The organism is Streptomyces sp. NPDC049040 (assembly GCF_043197715.1).
GTDB lineage: Bacteria > Actinomycetota > Actinomycetes > Streptomycetales > Streptomycetaceae > Actinacidiphila.
This window is the reverse complement of sequence record NZ_JBICTO010000007.1, coordinates 117491-138507: the sequence shown is the minus strand read 5'-3', so window position 1 is coordinate 138507 and position 21017 is coordinate 117491. Positions and strand designations below refer to the sequence as shown.

The 21017-nt window shown below is 72.3% G+C and carries 22 protein-coding genes and 1 tRNA gene; 5 read left to right on the top strand and 18 right to left on the bottom strand.

Going from position 1 to position 21017, the window contains the following annotated elements; all coding sequences use genetic code 11:
• Positions 1–17 precede the first annotated feature (17 nt).
• Positions 18–602 (bottom strand): TetR/AcrR family transcriptional regulator, encoded by a 585-nt coding sequence (locus tag ACGFMP_RS20045; protein WP_393673992.1) that lies wholly within the window; start codon positions 600–602, stop codon positions 18–20.
• Between the two features lie 183 nt (positions 603–785).
• On the opposite strand from ACGFMP_RS20045, the gene ACGFMP_RS20040 reads away from it, so the two are divergent.
• Positions 786–1253, top strand: a complete 468-nt coding sequence (locus tag ACGFMP_RS20040) for a nuclear transport factor 2 family protein (protein WP_393673990.1) — start codon at positions 786–788, stop codon at positions 1251–1253.
• A gap of 145 nt (positions 1254–1398) precedes the next feature.
• On the opposite strand, the gene ACGFMP_RS20035 is transcribed toward ACGFMP_RS20040, so the two are convergent.
• Positions 1399–2238, bottom strand: a complete 840-nt coding sequence (locus tag ACGFMP_RS20035; protein ID WP_393673989.1) for a hypothetical protein — start codon at positions 2236–2238, stop codon at positions 1399–1401.
• A 122-nt stretch (positions 2239–2360) separates the two neighbouring features.
• On the opposite strand from ACGFMP_RS20035, the gene ACGFMP_RS20030 reads away from it, so the two are divergent.
• The 3 genes from ACGFMP_RS20030 to ACGFMP_RS20020 all read left to right on the top strand — a co-directional run bounded on the left by ACGFMP_RS20030 (position 2361) and on the right by ACGFMP_RS20020 (position 6711).
• Positions 2361–2492 (top strand): hypothetical protein, encoded by a 132-nt coding sequence (locus tag ACGFMP_RS20030; RefSeq protein ID WP_393673988.1) that lies wholly within the window; start codon positions 2361–2363, stop codon positions 2490–2492.
• 392 nt (positions 2493–2884) lie between these two features.
• On the top strand, positions 2885–3298 hold the full coding sequence (locus ACGFMP_RS20025) for a hypothetical protein (RefSeq protein WP_393673987.1): 414 nt from the start codon (positions 2885–2887) through the stop codon (positions 3296–3298).
• Between the two features lie 11 nt (positions 3299–3309).
• Positions 3310–6711: a tetratricopeptide repeat protein gene (locus ACGFMP_RS20020; protein ID WP_393673985.1), complete on the top strand. Its 3402-nt coding sequence runs from the start codon at positions 3310–3312 to the stop codon at positions 6709–6711.
• 9 nt (positions 6712–6720) lie between these two features.
• On the opposite strand, the gene ACGFMP_RS20015 is transcribed toward ACGFMP_RS20020, so the two are convergent.
• Complete coding sequence (locus tag ACGFMP_RS20015; protein ID WP_393673983.1) at positions 6721–6909, bottom strand: hypothetical protein; 189 nt, start codon at positions 6907–6909, stop codon at positions 6721–6723.
• A 154-nt stretch (positions 6910–7063) separates the two neighbouring features.
• Positions 7064–7145 (bottom strand) — tRNA-Tyr (locus tag ACGFMP_RS20010).
• A 214-nt stretch (positions 7146–7359) separates the two neighbouring features.
• Here ACGFMP_RS20010 and ACGFMP_RS20005 point away from each other — a divergent pair.
• The gene (locus tag ACGFMP_RS20005; RefSeq protein WP_393673982.1) at positions 7360–7848 is read left to right on the top strand and encodes a YajQ family cyclic di-GMP-binding protein; all 489 of its coding nucleotides are present in this window, start codon (positions 7360–7362) and stop codon (positions 7846–7848) included.
• Positions 7849–7942: 94 nt separating this feature from the next.
• On the opposite strand, the gene ACGFMP_RS20000 is transcribed toward ACGFMP_RS20005, so the two are convergent.
• The 14 genes from ACGFMP_RS20000 to ACGFMP_RS19935 form a co-directional block, all read right to left on the bottom strand.
• Positions 7943–8410 (bottom strand): peroxiredoxin, encoded by a 468-nt coding sequence (locus ACGFMP_RS20000; RefSeq protein ID WP_393673980.1) that lies wholly within the window; start codon positions 8408–8410, stop codon positions 7943–7945.
• A gap of 88 nt (positions 8411–8498) precedes the next feature.
• Positions 8499–9398 (bottom strand): MarR family transcriptional regulator, encoded by a 900-nt coding sequence (locus tag ACGFMP_RS19995; RefSeq protein ID WP_393673978.1) that lies wholly within the window; start codon positions 9396–9398, stop codon positions 8499–8501.
• A gap of 197 nt (positions 9399–9595) precedes the next feature.
• Positions 9596–9988 (bottom strand): YccF domain-containing protein, encoded by a 393-nt coding sequence (locus ACGFMP_RS19990; RefSeq protein WP_393673976.1) that lies wholly within the window; start codon positions 9986–9988, stop codon positions 9596–9598.
• Complete coding sequence (gene htpX / locus ACGFMP_RS19985; protein WP_393673974.1) at positions 9988–10845, bottom strand: zinc metalloprotease HtpX; 858 nt, start codon at positions 10843–10845, stop codon at positions 9988–9990. The genes ACGFMP_RS19990 and htpX overlap by 1 nt, the downstream gene beginning before the upstream one ends.
• 150 nt (positions 10846–10995) lie before the next feature.
• Positions 10996–12540 (bottom strand): NADH-quinone oxidoreductase subunit N, encoded by a 1545-nt coding sequence (locus ACGFMP_RS19980; protein ID WP_393673973.1) that lies wholly within the window; start codon positions 12538–12540, stop codon positions 10996–10998.
• Positions 12540–14105, bottom strand: coding sequence for a NuoM family protein (locus ACGFMP_RS19975; protein ID WP_393673971.1), 1566 nt, complete (start codon positions 14103–14105; stop codon positions 12540–12542). Before ACGFMP_RS19975 ends, ACGFMP_RS19980 begins: the two co-directional genes overlap by 1 nt.
• A gap of 6 nt (positions 14106–14111) precedes the next feature.
• On the bottom strand, positions 14112–16100 hold the full coding sequence (locus ACGFMP_RS19970) for an NADH-quinone oxidoreductase subunit L (RefSeq protein WP_393673969.1): 1989 nt from the start codon (positions 16098–16100) through the stop codon (positions 14112–14114).
• Positions 16097–16474 carry an NADH-quinone oxidoreductase subunit NuoK gene (gene nuoK / locus ACGFMP_RS19965; protein WP_393673967.1) on the bottom strand — a complete coding sequence of 126 codons (378 nt, stop codon included), beginning with the start codon at positions 16472–16474 and terminating at the stop codon, positions 16097–16099. Before nuoK ends, ACGFMP_RS19970 begins: the two co-directional genes overlap by 4 nt.
• Positions 16474–17136 carry an NADH-quinone oxidoreductase subunit J gene (locus tag ACGFMP_RS19960; protein WP_393673965.1) on the bottom strand — a complete coding sequence of 221 codons (663 nt, stop codon included), beginning with the start codon at positions 17134–17136 and terminating at the stop codon, positions 16474–16476. Before ACGFMP_RS19960 ends, nuoK begins: the two co-directional genes overlap by 1 nt.
• Positions 17133–17744, bottom strand: a complete 612-nt coding sequence (locus tag ACGFMP_RS19955) for a NuoI/complex I 23 kDa subunit family protein (protein WP_393673963.1) — start codon at positions 17742–17744, stop codon at positions 17133–17135. The genes ACGFMP_RS19960 and ACGFMP_RS19955 overlap by 4 nt, the downstream gene beginning before the upstream one ends.
• A 2-nt stretch (positions 17745–17746) precedes the next feature.
• The gene (gene nuoH / locus ACGFMP_RS19950) at positions 17747–18709 is read right to left on the bottom strand and encodes an NADH-quinone oxidoreductase subunit NuoH (RefSeq protein WP_393673961.1); all 963 of its coding nucleotides are present in this window, start codon (positions 18707–18709) and stop codon (positions 17747–17749) included.
• Positions 18706–19908: an NADH-quinone oxidoreductase subunit C gene (locus tag ACGFMP_RS19945; protein ID WP_393673959.1), complete on the bottom strand. Its 1203-nt coding sequence runs from the start codon at positions 19906–19908 to the stop codon at positions 18706–18708. The genes nuoH and ACGFMP_RS19945 overlap by 4 nt, the downstream gene beginning before the upstream one ends.
• Positions 19905–20567, bottom strand: coding sequence for an NADH-quinone oxidoreductase subunit B (locus tag ACGFMP_RS19940; protein ID WP_393673957.1), 663 nt, complete (start codon positions 20565–20567; stop codon positions 19905–19907). The genes ACGFMP_RS19945 and ACGFMP_RS19940 overlap by 4 nt, the downstream gene beginning before the upstream one ends.
• Positions 20558–20959, bottom strand: a complete 402-nt coding sequence (locus ACGFMP_RS19935) for an NADH-quinone oxidoreductase subunit A (RefSeq protein WP_393673955.1) — start codon at positions 20957–20959, stop codon at positions 20558–20560. The genes ACGFMP_RS19940 and ACGFMP_RS19935 overlap by 10 nt, the downstream gene beginning before the upstream one ends.
• Positions 20960–21017: the final 58 nt, after the last annotated feature.

Genomic DNA, 21017 nt, shown 5'->3' with positions numbered 1-21017 from the left:
GGTCACACGCGGCGGCGTCAGGCGGGCGGTTCGAAGCCCTGCCGCATGATGCGCAGCAGCCGTCGGGCGTGGTCCGCGTCCGTCGCTGTCATGGCGGCGCCGCTGACCAGCGCGAGCAGATCGCCGACGGCGATGCCGGTGCGTACGGCCCCGGCGGCGCGGGCCCGCGCGAGCAGCCCGTCCGCGGTCGATCGCATCGACCCGTGCCAGCGCTCGAAGAGTTCGCTGCGCGGCTGTTCCGGGCCTTCGGTGACCGCGAGCGCCAGCGCGCGCTTGGTCGCGACGTGCACGACGAAGTCGTCCAGCCACGCGAAGAGCGCGTCACCCGGCGGGTGCAGGTCCGACAGGGCGGCCGCGCCCCGGCACAGCTCGGCGACCTCGTCCGCGTAGACGGCCACCAGCAGGTCGGCGCGGGTCGGGAAGTGCCGGTAGAGGGTGGCGTTGCCGAGCCCCGCCTGCCGCGCGACCTCGTCGAGGGCGACGTCCGGGCCGTACTCCGCGAAGAGCTCTTTCGCGGCGGCGAGCAGGAGTTCCGCGTTGCGTGCCGCATCCGCCCGCCGGGGGCGCCGGGGTGCGGGTGGCGGTCCGCCGACCTTGGTCATGGGGGCTCCGGGTGCTGAAAGGACCTGCGGTGGAAGGGCGTTGCCGTGGGGTGGTGATGCCGGGCGAGGGATGCGCGTCGCGAAGAGGGTTGTCCTGGAGGGGGTGTTGTGAAGTGGGGACCTCCCCGTTACGGTACCGAGCATAAACGGGGAACTCCCCGTCTTTACTCCGAGGGGGAACCGATGGCCCTGACCCACGAGGACCGGACGGCTGTCACCGAACTGATCTCGATGCACGGCCACCTGGTCGACAGCGGGCGCTTCGACCGCATGGGCGAACTCTTCACCGAGGACGCGATCTACGACGTCGGCGACCTCGGCGGTCCGCAACTGCGGGGCCTCGCCGCCGCCCGCGACGCGGCACTCGCCCTGGGCGACGGCAACCCGCTCGGCCACCACGTCACCAACATCGTGCTGACCGAACTCGGCGACGGGCAGATCCGCGCGCTCTCCAAGGGCATCGGCGTCACCACGGAGGGCACCTGCGGCACCGTCACCTACGACGACACCGTCTCCCGGACGGAGGACGGCTGGCGCATCACACACCGCAGGGTCCTGGCGCATCGCGCCCCCCTGGGGGCCGATCGGCGCCCTGACGCGGCCGGGGCCGGAGTCGACCTGCCCTCGGCGGGGGCGGCCGCCGCGGGCTGAGGCGGAGGAGCGGGACCGGCTCCCTTTGCGGCGGGGCCGCCCGTGCGGGCGGGGCCGGTTCCCCTCGCGGCGGGGCCGCCCGTGCGGGCGGGGCCGGTTCCCCTCGCGGCGGGGCCGTCCGTGCGGGCGGGGACCGGCTCCGGGGTCAGGCCGGGAGGAGGGCCAGCGAGCCGGACAGCACCTGGAGGGAGACCCGGTGGGCCGCGGTGTCGTCCCGCGGCACCTGCACGCTGACGTTGGCCGAAGTCGCGTCCGAGGTGACCGCGTAGCCGGTGCCGTGGGCCGGCAGCCGCAGCGTCATCGAGGCGGACGTGGCCTGCACCGACAGCGCCCCGGGGGCGCCGGAGAAGCCGATGTCGGCGCTGCCCGAGGTGACGCGGACATGCGCGTTCGGGGACCGCAGCGCCACCGCGGTGAGCCGGTCGGACGCGGTCGTGACATCCAGCGGGCCGCCGATGCCGGACAGGTCGGTCTCCCCCGAGGTCTGGCGCAACCACAACCCCGTACTGGTCGGCAGACGCAGCGTCAGGTCGCCCGCGCACGGCTCGGGGAGGCCCGGGTCGTCACCGCACACCACGGTCAGGGTGCGCTGGCCCGACTCCGAGCCGATCTTCGTACGCACCCCCTGATCCCTGCCGTCCGCACCGCGGAAGGTACCGCTGACCGTGTGGGCGTCGCCGTCGGCACTGACGTGGATCCGGCCGGAGACGCCGTCCAGTACCACGGTGTCGACGTCGCCCGCGTGAAGGTCCCCCGCATGGAGGTCGCCGCCGTCCCGGTGAGCCGGGGGGAAGTCGGAGCCGCCGCTGTCGCACCCGGCGAGTACGAGCCCGAGGGCGGCGGCGAGCACGATCCTCAGCGGAACGCCTGCGGTGGTGCGGCGCAGTGTCCGTCCGGCCGGTCGCGGGGTAACGGCAGCGGTGTCCATGGCCGCCGTCTGCCCCGCCGCCGCGGCACGAACCCGCTCGGGCTGGTTGACGGACACACATTCGGGTGATCCGCCCGGCGTGTCGCGACACGCGGCGGCCTTGTGGATTCACCGTGAGAATCAGGCGGATGGTCTGCCACGACAGGGTGGGACATCCGCGGCGTGGTGGGAGGTGTGCCGTGATCTCGAACGGGTTGTGGCGGACGGTGCTGCGGGCGATCGAATCCCAGGAGATGACAGCCCGGCTGATCGCCATTCTGATCACGATGGGTGCCTGCGCGGCCCTCTTCGCGTGGCTCTGGCGGGCGTGACACCGTTTCTGCGGCTTGCCGGTGGCGTATCGGATGCCCCTGCCGGGTGGCCTTCACCGGGCGCCAGCTCCGGACGGCGGTTCCGGCTGGTGGTTCCGGCTGAGGGTTCCGGGCGGCCTTTCGGGCGGCACCGGCTCGTCGGCGGTGCCCGGACGGCCGCTCAACGTCCGGCGCCGCGGCCCCGGATGGACCCCCGTCGGCGCGGCGACGTCAGGCCGACTCCCTGCACCGCGCCCAGCGCGCCATGCCGTACCGACCGGGCCGCCTTCGGGGCGTACTCGGTCGGGGCGCCGGTCGGTGCGACGGGCACCCGGGCGCCGCGGGTGGAGGACTACGATGATTGGCCCTGGTCGGGCACGAGTTGGGGGATGGCGATGTTGGCGGAAGCCTTGATGGTTCTGGCGTCGACGGGCGGGGGCGCCGTGGTGCAGGCGGCCGGTACGGACGCGTGGCAGGGGTTCCGCGGCCGCGTGGCCCGGCTGGTCGGCCGGGGCGACGCGGCGCGGGAACAGGTGGAGCTGGAACGCCTCGACCGGACACTCGCCGAGGTGGAGGCCGCCGGTGACGGCCAGGAGAGGGAGCGGCTGAGGGTGGCCCACGCGGCCGCCTGGCAGGCGCGGTTCGAGGCGCTCTTCGAGGAGACGGCGGAGCCGGACCGCGAGCGGATCGCGGCGGAGTTGGAGTCCCTGGTCTCGGAAATCGCCGCGGCGGGCGAGGCCGCTCACGTGCACAACGACTTCCGGAACGCGACGTTCCAGGGGCCGGTGCTGGGCAGCGGCACCCAGAACAACCACTACCACCGGTAAGGCGGGCGGCGATGGGGGGCAAGGGCAAGGCCAGAGGGGGCGGGCGCGCCAAGAGCAGGAAGGGGCCGACGAGGCCGGCCGGCCCCGGTGGCCGCGCGGGCGTCGCGCCGCACAACGACTTCCGGAACGGCCAATTCGCCGGGCCCGCCCAGGGAAGCGGCACGCAGCACAACACCTTCGTCCAGCAGTACGCGCCCGTCCCGACGGCCTTGGCGTCCCTGCCGCCGCTGCCACCCGAGTTCACCGGCCGCGACGACGACCTCGCCTTCCTCCTCGACGTCCTCGACCCGCTGCACACCGACCGCCCGGCCGTCGCGGTCCTGGCCGGGCTGGCGGGGGTGGGCAAGACGACTCTGGTCCATGCGGCCGGCCACGCCGCGCAGGCACGGGGCTGGTTCACCGGCGTACTGCTCGTCGGGCTGCGCGGATACGACCCGAGCCCGGCCCAGCCCGAGAACATCCTCGACGCCCTGCTCCGCTCACTCGGGGTGGACGCCGAGCACATCCCGCCGACCGCGGCCGAGCGGGAGGCCCTCTACCGCTCGCAACTCGACGCCCGAGGACGGGCCGGCGAGCGGCTGCTGGTGATCGCCGACAACGCGTCCAGCGCCGAGCAGGTGCGGCCGCTGCTGCCGCCCGGCCGGCACGGGCTGCTGGTGACCTCCCGCCGCTCGCTGCCAGGGCTGGGCCGCCTGCGCACCCTCAACCTCCTCCAGCCAGGCGACGCGGTGGCCCTCCTGGACGCCGCCTTGCGCAATGCCAACCCCGACGACTCCCGGGTGACGGACGACCCCGACGCGGCGGAAAGGGTGGCCTTGGCCTGTGGCTGCCTGCCGCTCGCCCTGCAGATCACGGCCGCCCTGCTGGCGACCGACCCCGGCCAGCCGCTCTCCGAGCGGGCGGACCGGATCACCGGCGGGGAGCGGCGGCTGGAAGGCCTTGACGACGGGGAGCGCAGCCTGCGTGCCGCCTTCGACCAGTCCTTCGACCGTCTGCCGCCCCAGCAGGCCGAGCTCTTCGCCCTGCTGTCCCTGAACCCGGGACCCGACATCTCCACGAAGGCGGCGGCCGCGCTGTCCGGCCAGCCCGAGGGGAACACGGACCAGCTCTTGGGCCAACTGGCCATCGCGCACTTCATCCAGCGCAGCGCCACCCGCGGCCGCTGGCAGATGCACGACCTGCTCAGGGACTACGCGGTCGAGCAGGCAGCCGCCCGCATCGCCGAATCCCGTCCGGCGCGCCGCCGCCACGACCAGGCCCGCGCCCGCCTCACCGTCTACTACGTCCGCAAGGTCCAGGCCGCGGACACCCACCTGAACTACTCGGGCGAGGTGGCCGCGTCGCCGGTCTTCGACAGCCGCTCGCAGGCACTGGACTGGCTGGATGCCGAGCGCTCCAATCTCATCGGCATCACACACGCCGAGCGGACCAACTCGGTGGCGATGCACCTGGCGTCCAGTCTCGGCCGCTATCTGGAATTCCGCAGGCAGCTCCACGACCAGGTGGCACTCCAGTCCCTGGCCCTTGACATCTGCCGCGCCACGGGCGACCACCGCAACGAGCCCGCCACCTGGAACAACTTCGGCAATGCCCTACGTACGGTGCGGCGGTTCGACGAAGCCATCGCCGCGCACAAAACCGCCCAGAAACTCTTCAGGCAGAACAACGACCCTCACGGCGAGGCCATCGCCTGGAACGCCCTCGGCAATGCCCTTCGCGACACGCGGCGCTTCGAGGAGGCCATCACCGCCCACGAAACGGCCCGCACCCTGTTCTTGAAGGACGACAACCCGCACGGCGAATCAGCGGCCTGGAACAACCTCGGCAACACCCTCCAGGAAGCGCGACGCTTCGAGGAGGCCATCACCGCCCACAGGAGAGCGCTCGAGCTCTACCAGCAGCACAACAACCCCCACGGCGAAGCCGCCACCTGGGACAACCTCGGCAACACCCTCCAGGAGACACGGCAGCTCGACGAGGCCATCAGCGCCCACGAGACCGCGTTGCGCCTCCACCGGCAGCACAACAACCCCGATGGTGAGGCCTCCGCCTGGAACAACCTCGGCGACACCCTGCAACAGGCACGGCGCTTCGAAGAAGCCATCACCGCACACAAGACCGCACTCGACCTCCACCAGCGGCACAAGAACGCCCATGGCGAGGCCGTCACCTGGAACAACCTGGGCAATACCCTGCAACGGGCGCGGCGCACCAAGGAGGCCGTGGCCGCCCACAGGGAGGCGCTCGCCCTCTCCCAGCGGGACAACAATCCCCACAGTGAGGCCATCGCCTGGAACAACCTCGGCAACACCCTGCTCGAATCGCGGCGCTTCGAAGAAGCCATCACCGCACACAAGACCGCACTCGACCTCCACCGGCAGCACAACGACCCCCGCGGTGAGGCCATCGCCTGGAACAACCTCGGCGCCGTGCTGAGGGAGGCGCGGCGCTTCGACGAGGCCGTCACCGCGCACAAGACCGCACTCGACCTCTTCGAACGTCACAACGACCCCCACGGCGAGGGCGCCACCTGGGACAACCTCGGCGACACCCTTCAGCAGGCACGGCGCTTCGAAGAAGCCATCACCGCGCACAAGAAGTCCATCGCCGTTTTCGAGCGTCACAACGACCCCTATGGCGGGGCCGCCACCTGGAACAACCTCGGCTACACCCTGCAACACGCACGGCGCTTCGAAGAAGCCATCACCGCACACGAGACCGCACTCGACCTCCACCGGCAACACAACAACCCCCGTGGCGAAGCTTCCGCTTGGGACCATCTCGCCAATGCCCTGCGCGAGGCCGGGCGCGTCGACGAGGCCATCACCGCACACGAGACCGCGATCGACCTCCACCGGCAACACCACGACCCCCACAGCGAGGCCATCGCCCGGAACAACCTCGCCACCTCGCTGAGGGATGCACAACGCTTCGACGAGGCCATCACCGCACACGAAGCCGCCCTCGCCCTCTTCGAGCAGCACAACGACCCCCGTAGCAAGGGCGTGACCTGGAACAACCTCGGCAACACCCTTCACGAAGCGCGACGCTTCGAAGAGGCGGTCGCCGCCCACGAGCAGTCCCTCGCCCTCCACCAGCAGCACGACACTCCCCACAACGAGGCCGTCGCCTGGAACAACCTCGGCACAGCCCTGCGGGAGCTGGGGCGCTTCGAGGAGGCGATCCCGATGGGCGAGCGCGCCGTCACGATGCTCGACGAAGCCAGGGACCCGTTGCGGACGGGCGAGGCGCTGGCGGAACTCGCCACCACCCTGGCCGCAGCCGACGCCGACCCCGAAAGGGTGCGGACCCTCTGGCTGCGTTCCGCGGCCGAGTACGAGCAGGCCGGGGCCGCCGACGAGGCGGCCGCCTCCCGTGAGAAGGCCCGCGCGGATCGCGACGACTGCCGGTGAGGCGCGTCGCTACCTCTTCAGGGCCCGGTAGCGCTTCATGAGCGCCGTGATCTTGGCAGGGTCGGCCCCACCGTTGAGTTCCGTCAGAAGGTCGTCAGGACACAGCTCGTACAGATCCCCCCACCAGCGGCGGCCACTGTTGTCCCAGACGCGATAGCCGCCGGGCACGCCCCGCGCGACATACCGTCTCCTGCTCATCTCGCCCCCCTGCCGGCTGCTGCCACAGCTCGGCGCATACAACGCGGCCGTGGTCGGTGGGTTCCGCCGGCGCCGCGGACAGCGCATCGCCCACCTCTGCCGAAACAAAAAGGCCCTGACCTGCATCGCTGCAGGCCAGGGACCTTTTTCCATGTGGCGGCACGTGGATTCGAACCACGGTAGGCTAAGCCGACGGATTTACAGTCCGCTCCCATTGGCCGCTCGGGCATACCGCCATGGAGTGCCGCCCTGGACGTGCTCCGCTGTTCGCGGTGGTCCGTGGCGACGACGTAAACGATACCCGATGCGCAGGGGTGGTCCGCCACCGGATTGATCAGCGCGCTGGGGGGTGTGCGGTGGCTAGGCTGGTGGGTCACGGGCCGGCGACGGGCCGTGGAAGTGATGGACCGATGGAACGCCGATGGAACACAGTCAAGGAGCCCACTGAACATGGCCGACTCCAGTTTCGACATCGTCTCGAAGGTCGAGCGGCAGGAGGTCGACAACGCCCTCAACCAGGCCGCGAAGGAGATCTCGCAGCGCTACGACTTCAAGAACGTCGGGGCGTCGATCGCGTGGTCGGGCGAGAAGATCCTGATGGAGGCGAACTCCGAGGAGCGCGTGAAGGCGATCCTGGACGTCTTCGAGACGAAGCTGGTCAAGCGCGGGATCTCGCTCAAGGCGCTGGACGCCGGCGAGCCGCAGCTGTCCGGCAAGGAGTACAAGATCTTCGCGTCGATCGAGGAAGGCATCTCGCAGGAGAACGCCAAGAAGGTCGCGAAGATCATCCGCGATGAGGGGCCGAAGGGCGTGAAGGCCCAGGTGCAGGGTGACGAGCTGCGGGTCAGCTCGAAGAGCAGGGACGACCTCCAGGCGGTGCAGGCGCTGCTCAAGGGCAAGGACCTGGACTTCGCCCTGCAGTACGTCAACTACCGCTGAGCGCTCGGCACCGCGCGGAGGGCCGTCGGGGCGCCAGGCACCCGGGCGGCCCTCCGGCATGCGGCAGGCGGGCGGCCCGGGGCGTCAGCGCGGCTCAGTGCGCGGCCTGGAGTTCCTTCACGACGGCGAGCGCGTCGTCGATGTGGCCGCCGATGTTCATCATCGAGGAGAAGGCGTGCCGGATGACGCCCTCCCGGTCGATGACGAAGGTGGTGCGGCCGGGCACCACGCCGGCCAGGGTGGCGGCGCCGTACTGCTTGCGCACGGCCCGGCCCGCGTCCGACAGCAGCGTGAAGGGCAGTTCGTGCTGCCCGGCGAACTTCTCGTGCGACGCGACGGAGTCGGAGCTGATGCCGATGACCACGGCTCCGGCGTCCGTGAAGCTCTCGTAGCTGTCGCGGAAGCTGCACGCCTCGGCGGTGCAGCCGCGGGTGTTGTCCTTGGGGTAGAAGTAGAGCACCACGACGCTCCCGCCGAGGACGTCGCTGAGGGTGACGGGTTCGCCCGCCTGGTTGGGAAGCGTGAAGTCCGGTGCCTTGTCGCCTGCTTGCAGGGTGCCCACGGCCATCTCCTCGACGTCTCGGCAGCGTTGCCGGTCGGTCCTCATCCTCGTACACCGCTGGGCGCAGCCGCCGTCAGGGGCCCTTCGCTCAGTCGTCGGCCCGCAGCAGGGCGGCCAGCAGGCCCGCGAGCTCGGCCCGGCCGTCGGCGCCGAGGGCGGTGGCGGTCTCGGCTTCCGCGGCCTCCACGACGTGGCGGGTGGCGAGCAGGGCGGCCCGGCCGGGTTCGGTGATCCGCAGGGCGTAGCGGCGGCGGTCCTGCGGGTCGCGGTCGCGGGCGACCCGGCCGGCCCGCTCCAGGTCGTCCACCACCTGGAGCACCGCCTGCTCGCTGATGGCCAGCCGCCGGGCGAGCAGCTGCTGCGAGCAGGCGGCGTCGGCGAGTACGGCCAGTGCGCCGAAGTGCCTGGCCTGGAGTCCGCTGCCGGTGAGCGCCGCCTCGATGCGGTGGCGTACGAGGTGGTGTGCCTGGGTGATCAGCGAACCGGTGCGGCCGGGGGCGCCGGGGCCGGGCGCGGGACGGGACAGCAGCGCGGACAGCAGGGCGTCGAGGCGGTCGCGCTCGGCTGCGGACAGGTCGGCGGTGAGCTGGTCGTCGGCGGCGCTGACGGCGGGGTCCATGGCCTTGACCGCGGCCCTGCCGCCCGCGGTGAGCGCCAGGACGTAGGAGCGCCGGTCGTCGGGGTTGCGCGCCCTGGTGACCTGGCCTGCCGCCTCGAAGCGGTCGATCAGCTTGACCATGGTGGTGCGGTTGATGCCGAGCCGGTCGCCGAGGTCCTGCTGCGAGTAGGCGGCGCCGGGTTCGCCGAGCGCGTCGAGCACGTGGAAGTCGCGTGCGCTGCCCGCACCGTCGGCGGCCTCGTCGAAGGTGGGTGCGAGCCGGTTGGCGAGGACGTGGGCGCGACGCAGCAGATACGCGGCGTAGCCGGTGAGACCGGGGGGCAGTTGCGCGCCCGCGGTCCGCGTGATGAGCGCGTCGACGTCAGACAACCGTGCACCTCCGCGCCAGACACTAGCAGGGCACGGCCGTCTGACCAGGGGCTGGACGTGACCGTCCCGCCCTGGCCCGGCAGGCGCGACGGGTGTGGCGCGGGAGACTGGGCGGGCTGTGGCGGCGGGCCCGGCCCGCCTCCGTACGGCTCACCCGATGCGGCTGGCGGCAGCCCGCCGGCGGCGACCGCGGTGGCTCAGCGGACCCCGAAGGGCTGGTCGCTGGGGACGATCTCGCGGCCCAGCGGCATCAGCGACAGCGGGATGAGCTTGAAGTTCGGGATCGCGAGCGGGATGCCGATGATCGTGATGGCCAGCGCGATGCCGGTCACGATGTGTCCCAGGGCCAGCCACCAGCCGGCCAGGACCAGCCACAGCACATTGCCGACCAGGGATCCGGCGCCGGCGTCCCGGCGCTCCACCGTGGTGTAGCCGAAGGGCCAGAGCGCGTACACACCGATGCGGAAGGCCGCGATGCCGAAGGGGATTCCGATGATGGTGATGCACAGGATGAGCCCGGCCAGGAAGTAGCCCAGGCACATCCACAAACCGCACAGCACCAGCCAGATGATGTTCAGAACAGTTCTCATCAGGGACGCCCTGCCATCCGTTCGAGGCGGGTGATGCGCTCAGCCATCGGGGGGTGGGTCGAGAACAGCTTGGACGCGTCACCCGGGCGGAAAGGGTTTGCGATCATCATATGGCTGGCGGTCTCCAAGCGCGGCTCGGGCGGCAGCGGCAGCTGCTTCGTCCCCGCGTCGAGCTTGCGCAGGGCGGAGGCCAGGGCCAGCGGGTCGCCGGTCAGGCGGGCGCCGGAGGCGTCGGCCTCGTACTCCCTGGAGCGGGAGACGGCGAGCTGGATCAGGGACGCGGCGATCGGGCCGAGGATCATCATCAGCAGCAGGCCGAGGATGCCGGGGCCCTCGTCGTCGTCGGAGCGGCCGACCGGGATGAGCCAGGCGAAATTGACCAGGAAGACGACGACGGAGGCGAGGGTGCCCGCCACCGACGAGATGAGGATGTCGCGGTTGTAGACATGGCTCAGCTCATGGCCGATGACCCCGCGCAGCTCGCGCTCGTCGAGGATGCCCATGATGCCCTCGGTGCAGCAGACCGCGGCGTTGCGCGGGTTGCGCCCGGTGGCGAAGGCGTTGGGCGCCTCGGTCGGCGAGATGTACAGCCGGGGCATCGGCTGCCTTGCGGCCGTCGAAAGCTCGCGCACGATGCGGTAGAGCGCGGGTGCCTCGATCTCGCTCACCGGCCGGGCGCGCATCGCGCGTAGCGCCAGCTTGTCGCTGTTCCAGTACGCGTACGCGTTCGTGCCCAGGGCGATGACGAGCGCCACGATGAGCCCGGTCCGGCCGAAGAAGCTGCCGATGACCAGGATGAGTGCGGACAGACCGCCAAGGAGTACGGCGGTCTTCAACCCGTTGTGCCGGCGGTGCACGTGCGCCCTCCAGATTCTGCGAAGTGCCCGGGGATCCTTCCCCCCAAGCAAAACCTCCTGCTCTGCTCAACGCCAGCGGGGCGCCGCCAGTTCCCTTGTGCGTACCGCCGGGTACGGACAGCTACCGGCCCTGGAGGCGCCGCGGGCGGGTCAGAGCAGGGTGCCCTGGGCGTACCGCAGGATCAGCTGCGGGGCGCCTGACAGGGCGATTCCGGCCAGCGCGGTCAGAGCGACGGCCAGGGTGAGCCCGACCGGGGTCCCGGCCTCGGCGGCCGCGGCGGCGGAGGCCTGCGGGGCGGGTACGCCTGTGCCGGTGCGTTCACCGGTCCGCTCGCCTGCCGGGGTGAAGAGCAAGGCCGTCCAGCGCAGGTAGTAGACGAGGGCGATGACGACGTTCACGGCCATGATCACCGCGAGCCAGCCGTGCTGGGTGCCGACCGCGGAGGAGAAGACGGCCACCTTCGCGAACAGCCCGATCACGCCGGGCGGCAGCCCCGCCAGGCACAGCAGGAAGAAGGCCAGCGCGAGCGCGGCGGCGGGGCGGGACGCGTACAGGCCCCGGTAGTCGGCGAGGCGGCTGTGCGGGGCGGTGCGCTCCACCAGGGCGACCACCGCGAAGGCGCCGAGGTTGACCACGCCGTACATCAGCGCGTAGGCCACGGTGGTGCCGATCTCGTGGGCCGGGCGGTCGGCGGACGCGGCCGCGGCGAGCGGGACCAGCAGGTAGCCCGCCTGGCCGACCGAGGACCAGGCCAGCAGCCGCACCGCGCCGCGTGGCGCGCCGGGCCGCTGCCGCAGGGCGCCGACATTCCCCACGGTCATCGTGAGCGCGGCCAGCACCCCGATCGCCGGGCCCCACACACCGGTGTACGGGCGGAAGGCGACGACGGTGACCAGGATCAGCCCGGAGAAACCGGCCGCCTTGCCGACGACCGACAGGTACGCGGCGACCGGCAGGGGCGCGCCCGCGTAGGTGTCAGGCACCCAGAAGTGGAAGGGGGCGACGGCCAGCTTGAAGGCGAAGCCGACCAGGGTGAGGGCGACCCCGGCCCTGGCCAGGGTGTGCAGCTGGCCGGGGGTGTGGGTGAGGCCGTCGGCGACGGCGGCCAGGTGCAGGGTGCCGGTGGCGGCGTAGACGAAGCTGATGCCGAGCAGCGAGACGGCGGTGGCGGTCACCGAGGTCAGGAAGAACTTGAGGGCGGCCTCGCTGGACAGCCGGTCGTCGCGGCGCAGGCCGACCAGCGCGAAGGCGGGCAGCGTCGTCACCTCCAGGGCGACGATCAGCGTGGCCAGGTCGCGGGAGGCGGGCAGCAGCGCGGCGCCCGCGGCCGAGGACAGCAGCAGGAACCAGTACTCGCCGGCCGGGACGCGTTCCAGGGTGCCGATGGACAGCAGCGCGGTGAGCAGGGCCCCGCCCAGCACCAGGGCCTGGACGACCAGGGTGAAGTGGTCGGCCGCGTACGAGCAGCCGCCGGTGCCCGCCCCGGCCTGGCAGAAGGTGCTGCGGTGTCCGGCACGCAGCGGGATCAGGGTGAGGGCGGCGGCCAGCAGGCCCGCGGCGGTGACCCAGCCGAGCAGCGGCTTGCGCTCCTGCGGCAGGAACAGGTCGGCGACCAGGACGGCCACGGCCAGCGCGGCCGGGATGACGACGGGGGTGACCGCCACCCAGTCGACGGGCTGCACGAGGGACGACATCAGTGGCCTCCGAGCAGGGAGCGTACGGCCGGGTCGGTGAGCCCGAGCAGGGCGGCGGGCCACAGGCCCGCCAGGACGGTGAGGGCCGCCAGCGGTGTCCAGGCGGCGAACTCGTAGCCCCTGACGTCGGCGAGCGCGGGTCGCAGCTCGGCGGTGTCGTGGTCGCCCATGCAGACCCGGCGGACCACGGTCAGCAGGTAGCCGGCGGTCAGCAGGGTGCCGAAGGCGGCGACGGCGGTGAAGGTGAGGTAGGCGGGGCGGCTCAGGCCCGCGCCGGGCTCGAAGGAGCCGAACATCGCCAGCATCTCGCCCCAGAACCCGGCGAGGCCCGGCAGCCCGAGCGAGGCGACCGCGGCGAAGGCGAGCAGGCCGCCGAGGCGTGGGGCGCGGCCGTAGAGGGCTGCCCCGGTGCGGCCGGCGAGCTGGTCGAGGTCGCTGGAGCCGTAGCGGTCCTTGACCGCGCCGACCAGGAAGAAGAGCAGGCCGGTGATCAGGCCGTGGGCGATGTTGGCGAAGAGCGCGCCGTTGACGCCTGTGGGGTTCATGGAGGCGATGCCGAGCAGCACGAAGCCCATGTGGCCGACCGAGGAGTAGGCGATGAGCCGCTTGAGGTCGCCGCCGTTGCCCTGGCGGGCCAGCGCGAGGCAGGCGAGGGAGCCGTAGACGATGCCGACGACGGCGAAGGCGGCCAGGTAGGGGGCGAAGGTCCGCATGCCGCCGGGCGCGTCGGGCAGCACGATCCTGACCAGGCCGTAGGTGCCCATCTTCAGCAGCACGCCGGCCAGCAGCACGGAGCCGACGGTGGGTGCGGCGGTGTGGGCGTCGGGGAGCCAGCTGTGCAGCGGCCACATCGGGGCCTTGATCGCGAGGCCGATCCCGATGGCGAGGACGGCGATCAGCTGCGTGGAGTGACTGAGGTGTGACCCGTTGTCAGTGGCGAGTGTCACCATGTCGAATGTGCCCGCTTTGATCCCGATGAGGAGCAGGCCGAGCAGCATGATCACGGAGCCGAGGAGGGTGTAGACGATGAAGCGCAGGGCCGATCGTTCCCGGTCGCCGCCGCCCCAGCGGGCGATGAGGAAGTACATCGGGATGAGGACCATCTCGAAGGCCAGGAAGAAGAGCATCAGGTCGAGCACGGCGAAGGTGGCCAGCGTGCCCGCTTCCAGCAGGAGCAGCAGCGCGACGAAGCCCTTGGCCGAGCCGCCGGCCGGCAGGTGGAAATAGGAGTAGAGCGCGCACAGGAAGGTCAGCAGCGCGGTCAGTACCAGGAGGGGGAGGGAGATGCCGTCGATGCCGAGGTGGAGGTGGATCCTCAGCGCGGGGATCCAGTCGAGGTCGGTGCTCGCCTGCATCCTCGCCGGGTGGTCGTGGTCGAAGCCCGCGGCCAGGACGATCGACAGGATCAGGACGGCGCCGGTCACGGTCACGCCGTGCCGCAGTACGGCCTGGTCCGGGCCGCGGCCGCGCAGACCGGGCGGCGGCGGGAGCAGGGCGCCGGCCGCGCCGAGCAGCGGCAGCACCACGATCGCCGCGAGGACGTACTGGAGGGCGGTGTCGTTCACTGGTTCTCAGCCTCCGACGGCGACGAGGACGGCGAGCACCACGGCGCCGGCCAGCAGCGCGCTGAGGTAGGTCTGGACGTTTCCGTTCTGGGCCCTGCGGACGGCCGCGCCGAGCAGCCGCGGGGTGCCCCCGGCGGCGCGGACGTAGGTCTCGATGACCTCGCGGTCCAGGAAGCGCACCAGGCTCGCGGCGGCGAGCACCGGGCGGACGAAGAGCGCGCTGTAGACCGCGTCGAGGCGGAAGCCGTGTGCGGCGAGCGGGTGCAGCGGGCCGAGCAGCAGCCGGCCCGGGTCGCCGGGGTCGTCGGCCGCGGCGATGTCGCCGTAGATCTCCTGGTGGGTGGCGATGGCCTCGGCCTCGACGAGGGCGGGTTCCTCGTCGGGGTCGGCGGTGACCACGGCCCCGACGGGTACGGCCCGGCGGGTCGCGGCGGTCGCGGACCAGGCGCCGTAGGTGACCAGCACGCCGACCAGGGCGAGTCCTGCGCCGAGGACCGAGGTGACCAGGGTCGGGCCGAGCGGGGCGCCGCCGAACCAGTCGGGCAGCTCGCGGTAGGTGAGGCCGCCGAAGGCGAGGGTGGGGACGGCCAGCACCCACAGCACGCTGGTCATCACGACCGGCTGCCTGCCGTGGTCGGGGGCCTCGGGGCCGCTGCCGCGGAAGGCCAGCAGGAAGAGCCGGGTCGCGTAGCCGGCGGTGAGCAGGGCCGCCGCCAGTCCCGCGACCAGCACCGTCCAGCCGACTGCGGACGGCACGTGCGCGGTGTCGCCTGAGGCGGCGTGCTCGGCGGCCCGCAGGACGGACTCCTTGGAGAAGAAGCCGGACAGCGGGGGGAGCGCGGCGAGGGCGGCGAGCGCCAGGCCCATGGTCCACATGGCGTCGGGGACGCGCTTGCCGAGCGAGCCCATCCGGGACATCGCGGTGAGCGAGTTGGTGCCGGCGGCGTGGATGACGACGCCCGCGCCCAGGAAGAGCAGGGCCTTGAAGGCACCGTGCGAGAGGAGGTGGAAGACGGCGGCGTCGCGGTTGCCGACGGCCAGGGCGCCGGCCATGTAGCCGAGCTGGCCGATGGTGGAGTAGGCCAGCACGCGTTTGATGTCGTCCTGCGCGAGGGCGGCGAGCGCGGAGCCGACCATCGTCACGGCGGCCATCGCGCCGAGCACGGCGAGCGCGGCGGCCGACGCGGTGAAGACCGGCAGCAGCCTGGCCACCAGGTAGATGCCGGCCGCGACCATGGTGGCCGCGTGGATCAGCGCGGACACCGGGGTGGGGCCGGCCATCGCGTCGGGCAGCCAGGTGTGCAGCGGGAACTGCGCGGACTTGCCCGCGACCCCGGCGAGCAGCAGCAGCGCGGTCACGGTCGGGTGGTGCAGCTGCCCGTGGGCGGCGGCGGCCAGGATGCCGTCGATGCGGAAGGTGTGCGCGTCGGTGGCGAGCGCGAACACCCCGATCAGGAAGGGGACGTCGCCGAGCTTGGTGACCAGGAACGCCTTGATCGAGGCGGCGCGGGCGGTCTCGGTCTCCCAGTAGTGCCCGACGAGGAAGTAGGAGCAGATGCCCATCACCTCCCAGCCGACGAGCAGCACCATCAGGTCGCCGGTGTAGACGACCAGCAGCATCGCGGAGGTGAAGAGCGAGACCAGGGCGGCGTACGACGGGTAGCGCGGGTCGTGGCGCAGGTAGGAGACCGAGTAGAGCTGCACGCAGGTGGCGACCAGCCCGACCAGGACGGCGACCAGCACCGAGAAGCCGTCCAGGTGCAGGGACAGGTCGATCGGCACGGACCCGGTGACGGTCAGCCGGTGCGAGGCGTCGGTGGGCGCGCCGGTGCCCTGCCGGGCGGCGGTGATCGCGGCGAGCACGAAGGCGGCCGCGGTGGGCAGCACGGCCAGCGGGCGCACGAAGCCGGGCGAGCGCCGGCCGAGCAGGAGTCCTGCGGCGCCGCCCAGGAAGGGCAGGAGGGGGACGAGCGCGGCAAGGGCGGTCAGGGTCACGCGGTGGCCTCGGCCTTCTCGTCATCGGCCGCCGCGGCGGGCGTGGCGTCGGGTGCGTCCGGTCCGTGCGGTTCCGCGAGGCCGGTGAGCCGGTCGATGTCGGAGCTGCCGCGGTGGCGGAAGACCAGCAGCACGATCGCCAGGCCGAGGCCGATCTCCGCGGCGGCGATGGTGATGGTGAAGAGGGTCAGCGCCTGCCCGGCGTGCAGCGAGTCGCGCAGCCAGACGTCGAAGGCGACCAGGTTGAGGTTGACGGCGTTGAGCATCAGCTCGACGGACATCAGGACGAGGATCGCGTTGCGGCGGGCGAGCACGCCGTAGAGGCCGACGCAGAACAGGAGGACGGCGAGGACTGCGGGATAGGCGAGGTGCATCAGCTGTGCTCCTTGCCGGCGGCGGGGGCAGGGCCGGGGACGTCGGCGGGGGCGGTGGCCGGAAGCTCGGCCGGGGCGGCGGGGCCGCCGGTGCGGGCGCCCGCCGGGCCGGCCGGGCCGCCGGTGTCGCGGCGGGACAGCACGATCGCGCCGACCAGCGCGGCGAGCAGCAGCACCGACAGCGCCTCGAAGGGCAGCACCCAGTGCCGGAAGAGGCTCTCGCCGGTGGCCCGGGAGGAGCCCTGGACGACACCGTGCAGGTTGATCCAGGTGGTGCGGAAGGCGTCCACGACCACCCACACCAGGGCAGCGGCGGCGGCCACCGCGACCGCCAGGGCGACCCACCGGTTCTCCGAGTCGGCGTCAGGGGACCGGCCGATGGGCGCCTTGGTCAGCATCAGGCCGAAAAGCAGCAGGACGACGACTGAGCCCACGTAGATCAGCACCTGCACCCAGGCGATGAACTCGGCGGTGAGCAGCAGGTATTCGACGGCCAGGCCGCCGAGCGCGACGACCAGCCACAGGGCGGCGTGCACCAGCTGCCTGGTGGTGACGGTCAGCAGGGCCGCGCCGAGGGTGGCGAGGCCGATGAGCACGAAGGTGATCTCCACGCCGGTCGGGGACAGGAAGCCGGGGTGGTGGGCGGCGGCGCTGAGGTTCACGCGTCACCCTTCCCCTGCTCGTCGCTCCGGTCGTCGCCCTGCTCGCCGGTCGTGTCGTCACGCCGGGCCGCCGCGGCGGCAGCGGCAGCCTTCTCCGCCGTCTTGCGTGCCGCTGCGACCTCCTTGGGCTCCTCCGCCGCGGGGTCGAGCGCGGGCGGCGCGGGCACCGTCCACATCCAGTCGCGCAGCTTGTCGCGTTCGTGGGTGAGGTCGAGGATGTCCGTTTCCGCGTACTCGAACTCCGGTGACCAGAAAAGCGCGTCGAAGGGGCACACCTCGATACAGATACCGCAGTACATGCACAGGGAGAAGTCGATGGCGAAGCGGTCCAGGACGTTCCGGCTGCGCTCCCGCCCGCCGGGCGCGGCCGGCGGCGCGGTCTCCTTGTGGGAGTCGATGTAGATGCACCAGTCCGGGCACTCGCGCGCGCACAGCATGCACACCGTGCAGTTCTCCTCGAACAGCGCGATCACGCCGCGGCTGCGCGGCGGGAGTTCGGGCTGCGCGTCGGGGTACTGGGCGGTGACCGTGCGCTTGGTCATGGTCCGCAGGGTGACGGCCAGGCCTTTGGCGAGTCCTGATCCGGGAATGCCGGAGAAAGGTGCCATGGCTACGAGATCACCACCTTGACGACGCCGGTCAGGGCGATCTGGGCGAGGGACAGCGGGATGAGCACGGTCCAGGCGAGCTTCTGCAACTGGTCCTCGCGCAGCCGCGGGTAGCTCACCCGCAGCCAGATCACGACGAAGGCCAGCAGCGCGGTCTTGACCAGCGTCCACACCCACCCGGCGCTGCCCGCCCACGGACCGTGCCAGCCGCCGAGGAAGAGCACCGTGGTCAGCGCGCACAGCACGACGATTCCGGCGTACTCGGCGAGCAGGAACAGCGCGAAGCGCAGCCCGGTGTACTCGGTGTAGGCGCCGAAGATGATCTCGGAGTCGGCGACCGGCATGTCGAAGGGCGGGCGCTGGAGTTCGGCGAGTCCCGCGGTGAAGAAGACGAGGCCGCCGATGAGCTGCCAGGGCGTCCACCACCAGTGGTAGCCGTCCACGATGCCGGGCAGCGACAGGGTGCCGGCCGCCATCGCCACCGAGGCGGCGGTCAGCAGCATCGGCAGCTCGTAGGCCATCAGCTGGGCGGCCGTCCGCAAGCCGCCGAGCAGGGAGAACTTGTTCGCCGACGCCCAGCCGGCCATCAGCGAGCCGAGCACGCCGACGCCCATCACGGCCAGCACGAAGATCAGCCCGGCGTCGATGGTCTGCCCGACGAAGCCGTCGGGGCCTACCGGGATCGCGATGAGCACCAGCAGATACGGCAGCAGCGCCACGGCCGGCGCGAGCTGGAAGATCCGGCGGTCGGCGTCGGCCGGGACGATGTCCTCTTTCTGGGCGAACTTCACCCCGTCGGCGACGAGCTGCGCCCAGCCGTGGAAGCCGCCGGCGTACATGGGGCCGAGCCGGCCCTGCATGTGCGCCATGACCTTGTGCTCGGTCTGGCCGACCAGCAGCGGGAGGACCAGGAAGGCGACCAGGACGGCGACCAGCCGCAGGATGGTGTCGAGCCAGTCGTTCATGCGGGGTCGCCTCCTTCCGCGGGGGGTTCACTCGGGGGTTGCTTCCTGGCCTCGCCCTGCCCGCCGGGTTCCGCGGCGGGCGGGCCCTCGGGGCGGTCGGCGTCCTTGGGAGCCGGGGCGTCTTTGAGAGTTGCGGCTTCCTTCGGGGCTGGGGCTTCCTCCGGGGCTGGGCCGTCCTTGGGAGCCGGGCCGTCCTTCGGGGCCGGGCCGTCCTTGGGAGCCGGGGCGTCCTTGGGGGCCGGGGCGTCCTTGGGGGCCGGGGCATCCTTCGGAGCCGGGGCATCCTTCGGAGCCGGGGCATCCTTCGGAGCCGGGCCGTCCTTGGGGGCCGGGGCGTCCTTGGGAGCTGGGCCGTCCTTCGGGGCCGGGGCGTCCTTGGGAGCTGGGGCGTCCTTCGGAGCCGGGGCATCCTCCGGAGCTGGGGCTTCTTCCGGAGCTGGGGCTTCTTCCGGGGCCGGGGCGTCCTTCGGGCTCTCGGGTGCGGCGGCCGGGCGCTGCCAGGGCGCGTCCGGGGTCTGGCTCGCCGAGCCCTCGGTCACGCTGCGGGTGCGCCGGGCCGGGCGTTCGCCCGGGGCGGCGGCGCCGCGGGCGGCGCGTGCCGGGCGGGCCGGGGCCGGGGGCAGCTGGCCCTTGAGCGGGCCCCACTCGTTCGGGTCCGGCACCCCCGGCGGCAGCATCTGCCGCCGCTTGGGGCCGCCGTCGTGCGACTCGCCTGGCTCCTTCGCGCCCGGCCACGCCTTCGCGACCCGGGCTGCGAGCACGAAGTCCTTGCGCAGCGGGTGCCCCTCGAACTCCTCGGGCAGCAGCAGCGGCAGCAGCCCGGGGTGCCCGGTGAAGCGGACGCCGAACATCTCGTACGTCTCCCGCTCGTGCCAGCCCGCGCCCGGGTACAGGCCGGTCGCGGTGGGCAGGGCGGGGGCGTCGTGCCCGACGGTCGTACGCAGCAGCAGCCGCCGTACGCCGCCGGCGCCGGCCGCGCCCAGGGCCACCACGTGCGCGCACACGCGGAAGCCGGTGCCCGGCTCGTCGACCGCGCTGAGCCAGTCGAAGAAGGTGCAGCCCAGCTCGTCGCGCGCGGTGGCCAGCGCCGCCACCCACGACCCGGGCGGCACATCGACGGTCAGCAGGTCGTAGGCCTCCTCGGCGGCGGCGCCCTCCCCGAAGAGTTCCGCGGCCTCGCGCGGCAGCCATCCGGTCACGGCGTGTCCCCCGGGCCGGAGCCGGCGGCGGGCGCGGGCGGCGGGGTGACGAGGCCGCTGGTCAGGGCCCGCACCGACGGCTTGGCGGCCGTCGCCGACCCGTAGCGCTCGCCCAGCGACTCGCGGGCGATCTTCTCCTGGAGCTTGAGGATGCCCTGGAGCAGCGCCTCGGGCCGCGGCGGGCAGCCGGGGACGTAGACGTCGACCGGGATGATCTGGTCGACGCCCTTGGTCACGGAGTACGAGTCCCAGTACGGACCGCCGCAGTTGGAGCAGGCCCCGAAGGAGATGACGTACTTCGGCTCCGGCATCTGCTCGTAGAGCCGCTTGACGGCCGGCGCCATCTTGTCCGTCACCGTGCCGGACACGATCATCAGGTCGGCCTGCCGCGGGCCGGGCGCGAAGGGGATCACGCCGAGCCGGATGAAGTCGTGCCGGGACATGGACGCGGCGATGAACTCGATGGCGCAGCAGGCGAGCCCGAAGTTGAAGACCCACAGGCTGTAGCGGCGGCCCCAGTTCAGGACGACCTTCATCGGCTCGGGTGCCAGCCGGGCCAGCGGGCCGAGCCGGCGCGGCTGGGGAAGCAGTTCGGGGGGAGCGACGGAGGCGCCGCCCTCGGCGGCCGGTGCCGCCGCTGCGGCCGGGGTCAGGTCCATTCCAGGACGCCCTTCTTCCAGGCGTAGAGCAGCCCGACCGCGAGGAAGCCGATGAAGACGAACATCTCCACCAGCGTCGTACCCCCGAAGCCGGGTGCGGCGAAGACCGTCGCCCAGGGGAAGAGGAAGATCGCGTCGACCGCGAAGATCACGTAGAGGAACGAGTACACGTAGTACCGGATCTGGGTGTGCGCCCAGTCCCCGCCGACCGGGTCGACCCCGCACTCGTAGGTGAGCATCTTCTCCGGCGTCGGCACGACCGGCCGCAGCAGGCGGCCGGAGGCGAAGGCGACGGACACGAAGAGCACTCCGACGACCGCGACCAGGCCGACGACCGAGTAGCCGTGGAAATAGTCCACGTCCGTCCGCCCCTCGTTGACTCGTCCACTCATCGACCGGTGGTGTCCAGTGATCCGGTTGGATCTTTAGCCGATCTATACGGAGGGAGTC